Genomic DNA, 6,581 nt, shown 5'->3' on the forward strand with positions numbered 1-6,581 from the left:
GCCCGCCTGGCCCTGGCCCTGATGCGCGCCGGGCGCGACGTGGTCATGGTGGTGCGCGACGCCGCCGAACTTGCCGAGGCCCGCGCCCTGACCACGCTGTTCTCGCCAGAGCTTTCCGGCACGGACCCGGCAGTGGCCCAGGCCCGCTGGGACGCGCAGTGGATAGTCTTTCCGCAACACCCCGCAGGCACTCGCGGGCGCGGGGCTTGGGCCGCACGCATGGCCAGCCTGTACGCCCTGAGTCGCCGCGAACACCCGCGCGGCATCATCATATCGGTGGACAACCTGCTGCCCAGGCTGCCGCCGGTGGACATCTTCGAGCATCACGAACTGCGGCTGGCCCGGGGCGAGGACATGTCGCCCGAACTGGTGCTGGACCAGGCCATCGACTGGGGTTTCGAGCGTGCCCAGATGGTCAGCCGCCCCGGCGAGGCGACCCGGCGCGGCGACATCCTGGACATCTTTCCCCCCGGTTACGAAAAGCCGCTGCGCCTTGAATTCTTTGGCGATACGCTGGAAGACATCCGCCTGTTCGACGCCACCAGCCAGCGGTCGCTGGCCAGCCTGGAGGAGTTCCGCCTGCTGCCCGTGGCCCCGGTGGTGGGCTGCCGCGAATACCGCGAGGCCGCCGCCCGCCGCTGGAGGCAGTTGCGCAAGGACGGCGTCATCGACGGCGAGCAGGCCGCCGCCCTTGCCCGCATGGCCGAGGGCGAGGTCACCGGCCTGCTGCCCGGCGCCTGGTACGAGAACGCCACCTGGATGGAAGACTGGCTGCCGCGCGATGCCGTGTGGCTGCTGCCCGACCGGGCCGACCTGTCCTCCGCGCTGGAAGCCGCCCGCACCAACTGGGAAGCCCTGCTGGACCGCCAGTACGACGAACACCGCCTGCGCCAGCCGCGCACCCTCGTGCTGCGCGACGCGGACGAGGCGCAGGCCGCCTGGCGTGGCCGGTCCGTGGCCCATTTCGAACGGCTGGTCATGGGCGTGGAGCGCACCGGTGTGGACCTGCCGGAACGGCGGCTGCACGCCTTCCGCGACCTGTTCGCCGCCACCCCCTCCGTACCCGTGGACGAAGACCGCCCCTGGCAGCGGCTGGTGACGGCCCTGCGCCAGTGGACCTCGGAACGGCGCCAGGTGGTGCTCAGCTTTGCCAGCGACCGCAGCCGTCGCAAGTTCCTGAAGCTGGCGGAACAGGACGGAGTGCGCCCGAACCTGCGCTATTCCCCGGCGGACCGGGGCCTGTATGCTCTGGTGGCGCCGTTCCGAGCGGGCATCGACCTTGCGTGGGACAATGTTCTGGTCATCGGCGAGGACGTGCTGCAACCCAAGGCCGACCGCCAGCCCCGCGTGCCCACCGGGGCCTTTCTGGGGCTGGACAAGTACGACGACCTTTCGCCCGGCGACCTTCTGGTGCACCGCGACTATGGCGTGGGGCGCTTTGGCGGGCTGCACCGCATGGACCTTGGCGGGGTGGCCAACGACTTTCTGCTGCTGGAATACGCGGGCGAGGACCGGCTGTACCTGCCCGTGGACCGTCTGTCGCTCATCCAGCGGTTCAAGGGAGGGGACGATTCCGTCCCGTCGCTGGACAAGCTGGGCGGTTCCGGCTGGCGGGCCAGCAAGGACAAGGCCCGCAAGGCCATCGAGAAGATCGCCGCCGACCTCGTCCAGATGTATGCCTACCGCAAGGTGGCCAAGGGCTATCGCTACGGTCCGCTGGGCGAACTGTACCGCGAGTTCGAGGCGTCCTTCGGCTTCGAGGAAACCCCGGACCAGGCCCGGGCCATCCAGGACGTGCTGGACGACATGGAAAAGCCGGAACCCATGGACCGCCTGGTGTGCGGCGACGTGGGCTTCGGCAAGACCGAGGTGGCCCTTCGCGCGGCCTTCCGCGCCGCCGCCGAAGGCCGGCAGGTGGCCCTGCTGTGCCCCACCACGGTGCTGGCGGAACAGCATTACCAGACCTTCCGCAGCCGTCTGGCCGGGTTCCCGGTCAACGTGGGCATGCTGAGCCGCTTCGTGTCGCGCCAGAAGCAGAAGGAAGTGCTGCAAGCCGCCGCGCGCGGGCAGATCGACATTCTCATCGGCACCCACCGCCTGCTCTCCGACGATGTGCAACTGCCCAACCTGGGCCTGCTGGTGCTGGACGAGGAACAGCGCTTCGGCGTGCGCCACAAGGAAAAGCTGAAGAAGTTCCGCAAGAACGTGGACGCCCTGACCCTGACGGCCACGCCCATTCCGCGCACCCTGCAACTGTCCATGTCGGGCATCCGCGAACTGTCGGTCATCGAGACCGCGCCGCCGGAACGCAAGCCGGTGGCCACCGCGCTCATCGAGCGCGACCAGAACGCCCTGCGCCAGATCCTGGAACGCGAAATAGCCCGCGAAGGGCAGGTGTTCTGGGTGCACAACCGAGTGCAGGGGCTGGAGCGGGTGGCGGAATTCGTGCGCGGGCTGGTGCCCACGGCGCGGGTGGGCATGGCCCACGGCCAGATGGGCGAGCGCGAGCTGGAAGACACCATGCACAAGTTCTGGCACGGCGAGCTTGATGTGCTGGTGTGCACGGCCATCGTGGAATCTGGCCTGGATTTTCCGCGCGCCAACACCCTTATCGTGGACCAGGCCCAGATGTTCGGGCTGGGGCAGCTGTACCAGCTGCGCGGCCGCGTGGGCCGGTCCGACCGGCAGGCATATGCCGTCTTCGTGGTGTCCGACGCCGAACGCCTGCCTGAACAGGCCCGCCAGCGCATGCGCATCATCCTTGAACTGGACTACCTGGGCGCCGGGTTCCAGGTGGCCATGGAAGACCTGCGGCTGCGCGGCGCCGGGAACATCCTGGGCGAGGTGCAGTCCGGCCACATGACCCGCCTTGGCCTCGACCTGTATCTGGAGATGCTGGAAGAGGAAGTGGCCCGGCTGAAGGGCGACCCCCCGCGCGAATCGGTGGAGCCGGAACTGAATATCGGACTTGCCGCGCACATTCCCGAAACGTACATTGGCGATGCCCGCGAACGGCTGAAGTTCTACAAGGCCCTGTCCTCCGCGCCGGACGCCGCCACGTTGCAGGACGTGGAGATGGAACTGCGCGACCGCTTCGGCCCCTGCCCGCCGGAGTTGCGCAACTTCCTCGCCGTGCTGGTGCTGAAGCGCTTCCTGGCGACCTTGCAGGTGGTGCGGGCAGACATCCACCCCGAACGGCTGCGGCTGGTCTGGGACGAACGCCAGACCGTCATCGCGCCGGAACGGCTGGTGGCGTGGGTGGCGGCCCGGCAGGGCAAGGCGCGGCTGGTGCCCCCGTCCACGCTGGAAGTGCGCCTGGAGGCCGTGCCCGGTTCCGCCGCCGAGGCGGAAGGCGATCTGGGCGCGCGGCTGGATACCATCCGCACCGAACTGGCGGCGTTGGCCGCCGTGCCCGGCCCCGTGTCTGGCGTGTAGCAGGTCCGAGCCGTCCGGATCCGGTTCCCTTCCGCGCACCGCAACAGGAGAGCAGGCCTGCCCATGGTTCCCTCATCGCCCCCGTCCTTCCGCATGACGTCGTCGTCTTGCCGCATGCCGTCGCCGTCTTGCCGCATGCCGTCGCGTTTTCGCACGGGTCGCCGTCCGTTCCGCGGCGCACGGGCCATCCTGTCGCTGTGGGCCATGCTGCTGACATTGCTGCTGCCCGGCTGCGGCGAAGCCCCCCTGCCCGAAGGCGTGGTGGCCACGGTCAACGGTCGGCCCATCATGCTGCGCACGCTGGAAGCGGTGCACGACATGAGCAGCATGAGCTGGTCCGGGCATGCCCCATCGGTGGAGCAGTTGCAGGCCCAGTACGGCGGGGTGCTGTCCGACCTTATCGTACAGGAACTGGTGGCGCAGGCGCTGGCGCGGGAGAGCATCGCGGTCACCGACGCGGAAGTGGCCGAGGCCGAGGCCGAGGTGCGCGGCGACTACCCGGCGGGTGAATTCGAAAAGTCGCTGGTCGAGGAGTACATAGACCTGGACCTGTGGCGTTCGCGCCTGCGCGCCCGCATCGCCATGCAGAAGTTCATGCGCCTCATCCTGCGGCCAACCATCAGCATTCCCCTTGAAGAGGTGGAGGCCCACTACGCCGCGCACCGGCAGGACTACCGGCTGCCGCGCCGGGTGCAGTTCCTGGTGGTGGCCGGGCCGGACAAGGCCGCCGTGGACAAGGCCCGCGCCCTGTCGCTGGGCGGTGCGAAGCCCGCCGACGTGGAGGCCGCCCAGCCTTCCGTGACCGTGCGCGAGGTGAAAATGCGCCGTGACCGCCTGCCTGCCCTGTGGAGCAAGGAACTGGCGGGGCTGGCGCCCCGGCAGGCCTCTGCGGTGAAGCAGGGCGAATGGGGGTACCAGTCGTTTTTGCTGGTGGGCGAGATTGCCGAGAAGCAACTGGAGCTTTCCCACGCCTACCCGCTGGTGGAGCGGGTGCTGCTGGAACGCAAGATGGACGAGGCCTATGCCCGCTGGATGGACGCGGAATTGCGCACCGCGCGGATCAGGGTGTCCGCCCATCTGCTGCCGGACACGCGCGACGCCGGAAAGGACGCGGCGTCCCGGGGCGGCAACGCCACCGGCATGCCCGGCATGTCTGACTCGCAGGGCCATTCCGGTCAGGGAAGTCAGGGAGGGCAGGCGCTGCAGCCGCAAGATATTCCGGACGCGGGCGAACCGCTGGACGGAACCGCGCCGGACCCGGAGATGGATGCGCCGCCCCCCGCCGAAGACGGCAAGGGGGGGCGGAGTGCTGCGGCAAACGGTACGCAGCGCAAGACAAAGGCGAAATAATACGAATTGTTGCAGTTGATTGCATAAACGGGAAAAAGGTATTACATGCCGGGCTTGCCATGGTCGAACCGGTCGTGCAGGCTCATCTCGACCATTCATGGCCGGTCGCATCGGTCCACCCGGACAGGTCTGGCTGGACCGGTGGCCTGGTTGGCCGGGCCGAACTGGCTGGAATGCCTTGGCCGGACCAAGCAGGCCACGATGAAATGGCCTGGCTGCATCAGGCTTTTCGCATCCGAATGTTTGCATCGGTTGTCCGTCCGCCCTCGCGGCGCCATGGCAACCTCGTGCCCGTGCCGATTCCGGTCGTCTCCAACCACCAAACAGGAGTGCCCCTTGCGTCCGCTGCTCCGCACCTTCCGCCTTGCCGCCCCCGTCCTTTTCGTCAGTCTTCTCTGTCTTGCCGCCGTGGTTGTCGTGGCGCCGCGGGCCGAGCAGATCAACAAGATCGCTGCCGTGGTCAACGGCGAAATGATAACCTTCTTCGACGTGCAGGCCCAGGCCACTCCCGAGCTGATGCGTCTTGGCCTTGACCGCAACAACCCCTCCCACCAGGAAGCGGTGCGCAAGGTGCACTTGCAGGTGCTCGACTCCATGATTTCCGACATCCTGATGAACCAGGAGGCGGAGCGCTGGAAGATCACCGTGCAGGACAACGAAGTGGAGAACGAACTGCGCAAGTTCGTGCAGCGCAGCCAGCTTTCGCAGCAGGAATTCGAGCGCCAGTTGACACAGCAGGGCCTGTCCATGGACATCATGCGCGACCGCGTGCGCAAGGGCATTCTGCGCCACCGCCTGCTCACGCTGATGATCGCCCGCAAGATCGTGATCACCCAGGAAGACGTCAAGAAGTACTACGAGGCGCACAAGTCGCAGTTCGTCACGGACCGCATGGTGCGCCTGGGCCTCGTCATCTTTGCCCCCACCGCCAACGCGGACGCGCTGGCCGACAGGGTGCGCACCGGCCAGATGACCTTCGAGCAACTGGCCGCCACCGAATCCATCGGCCCCAACCCCGGTTCCGGCGGCGACATCGGCACCCTGAAGTGGACCGACCTTGCCCCGGCCTGGAAGGAAGCCCTGGATGGCCTGAAGGCGGGCGAGACGAGCAAGGTCATACTGGTGGAGGGCCGCAAGGCCATGCTGAAGCTGGTGACGGTGACCACGGGCCGTTCGCAGACGGTGGAGGAAGCCACCCCGGAGATCGAGAACATCCTGCGTGAACCCAAGCTGCAGGAACGCTTCACCGAGTACACCAAGCAACTGCATGACAAGGCCGTCATCGACATTCGCATCTAGATTCCGCATGCGTCCCGACCGGTGCGTGCGGCCCGGTCGGGTTGCATTGCCGCAGGTTGACCCAGCCAAGGAGAGGAGATGGCACTCAAGGAACTCGGCATCGCCCTGCGCGAGGCTCGCGAGGCGAAAGGCCTCGACATCGACGACGTGGCGATCCGGATCAAGGTTTCCGCCCGCGTGCTGCGCGGCATAGAAGATGGCGATCAGGATCAGCTGCCGCACTCGGTGTACGCACGAGGCTTCATCAAGTCCTATGCGGCGCTGCTGGGCGTGGACAACGACCTGGTCATGCGCGCCGTGGACGAGGCCTATCCCTTTGAAGTGCCGGAAGACCTGCTGTCGGAAACCGTGATTGTCCAGCCCCGGGGGCGCGCGCGCACCGGCATTTCGCCGGTGGTGCTGGCGCTGGCCCTGCTGGTGGTGCTGGCGGCCCTTGGCGGCGGCTGGTACTACAGCCAGCAGGCCGCGCGCGAGGCGGACCTGCCCAAGGTGGCGCA

4 protein-coding genes are annotated in these 6,581 nt (G+C 67.7%); all 4 read left to right on the top strand.

Features of this window, described 5'->3' with window-relative positions:
* The coding region (gene mfd, locus FVW20_RS04615; RefSeq protein ID WP_196608489.1) for a transcription-repair coupling factor at nucleotides 1-3,435 on the top strand (3,435 nt) is incomplete at its 5' end.
* A 135-nt stretch (nucleotides 3,436-3,570) separates the two neighbouring features.
* A complete protein-coding gene (locus FVW20_RS04620; RefSeq protein WP_196608490.1) occupies nucleotides 3,571-4,785 on the top strand; it encodes a peptidylprolyl isomerase in 1,215 nt (404 codons plus the stop codon).
* A gap of 336 nt (nucleotides 4,786-5,121) precedes the next feature.
* Complete coding sequence (locus FVW20_RS04625; protein ID WP_196608491.1) at nucleotides 5,122-6,084, top strand: peptidyl-prolyl cis-trans isomerase; 963 nt, start codon at nucleotides 5,122-5,124, stop codon at nucleotides 6,082-6,084.
* A gap of 78 nt (nucleotides 6,085-6,162) precedes the next feature.
* The coding region (locus FVW20_RS04630; protein WP_196608492.1) for a helix-turn-helix domain-containing protein at nucleotides 6,163-6,581 on the top strand (419 nt) is incomplete at its 3' end.

Source organism: Nitratidesulfovibrio oxamicus (assembly GCF_015731765.1).
Taxonomy (GTDB): domain Bacteria; phylum Desulfobacterota; class Desulfovibrionia; order Desulfovibrionales; family Desulfovibrionaceae; genus Cupidesulfovibrio; species Cupidesulfovibrio oxamicus.

Coding starts and splice junctions, on each gene's coding strand:
- FVW20_RS04620 (WP_196608490.1), top strand. CDS start 3,571: ATGCCGTCGCGTTTTCGCACGGGTCGCCGTCCGTTCCGCGGCGCACGG.